This window comes from Bacillus sp. TE8-1 (assembly GCF_008368855.1).
Classification (GTDB): Bacteria; Bacillota; Bacilli; order Bacillales; family Bacillaceae_G; genus Bacillus_A; species Bacillus_A cereus.
Window position 1 is genome coordinate 1 of record NZ_QPET01000048.1, and the last position, 1,009, is coordinate 1,009.

A 1,009-nucleotide genomic window follows, 5' to 3' on the forward strand; every position below is an offset into this window, starting at 1 on the left:
ATTATATTTTTGTGTTTTTCTCAGTTCCCTAGCCGAGAATACATCATCACTTCTGAAAGAACCCGTACTCCAACGGGTTCTTTTTTATTCCTCTTCTTGTAAATCCGATTATTTGAATATAAAATTGTAAATAAGCTCTAAAATTTTGAATCGAGGTGAACATCATGAAAAGTTTTGGTATGTTAGTACTCTCTACTGTCTTTTCAGTGCTCCTAGTATATTATAATGTCATCTCCTTTTATAATAAGTTTTCATCAGGAAATACATATTATTGGTTAAACGGTATCCTAGCTGTTGGATTCCTTATATCCTTAATTATCAACATAAAAGATATCATCAAGAAAAACTACAGGACCTCATAATAATAGGAGTTGATACATATGTGGAAAAAGATTAATAATTATAAGTTTCATCTAAAAGATTTGAAATTTATGACTTGGCTATTTCCAATTGTCGGTTTGTTATATGCCTATGAATTCTTTTCTGGGCTAATGTACCACCAGGAGGTTCGTTGGCTTAAGTTAATATGCATGGCGATAATAATTATAGGATTTATGGATATTAGAAAAAGCTTAAAAACAAAGATTATAAAGCGGCTTAAATCACCAAATACTCTTGAACTCATTTTCGAATTATTGTATTATATTTTCGGGTCTTACTTCATAAATCATTATCAAGAGAATCTGCAGGTTTGCAGGTTCTTTTTTGCAAAATTGATGCACCTTTTCGTTCGTTGTGTTCGTTTGTTTTGGTAGATGTTCAATCAAATTGAAACTGTATCCTTTGGTTTAATAAGTCCTAATAAAAACATAATAAAAAAAGAGTGCGATTAAGACATGCACTCTTTCAAAAGACTTTACCAATCTCGACGATCATCATGTTCATGATCGCGATCGCGTTCATGATTACGTCTACGACGACACTCATCACAATCGCAGTCATGTCTACAATGACAGTCGTTAAAATCATTTCTTCTTCGTCTACGGCCGCATCCGCAAAATACTAAATC

General features: G+C 32.5%; 1 protein-coding gene and 1 pseudogene. Both read left to right on the forward strand.

Features of this window, described 5'->3' with window-relative positions:
* Positions 1-164 precede the first annotated feature (164 nt).
* On the forward strand, positions 165-362 hold the full coding sequence (locus DN404_RS29380; RefSeq protein WP_071741338.1) for a hypothetical protein: 198 nt from the start codon (positions 165-167) through the stop codon (positions 360-362).
* An 18-nt stretch (positions 363-380) separates the two neighbouring features.
* Positions 381-601: pseudogene (locus DN404_RS31160) on the forward strand (hypothetical protein).
* Positions 602-1,009 lie beyond the last annotated feature (408 nt).

Excerpts from the sequence above, each read along its gene's own strand:
- DN404_RS29380 (WP_071741338.1), top strand. The coding sequence starts at position 165 with ATGAAAAGTTTTGGTATGTTAGTACTCTCTACTGTCTTTTCAGTGCTC.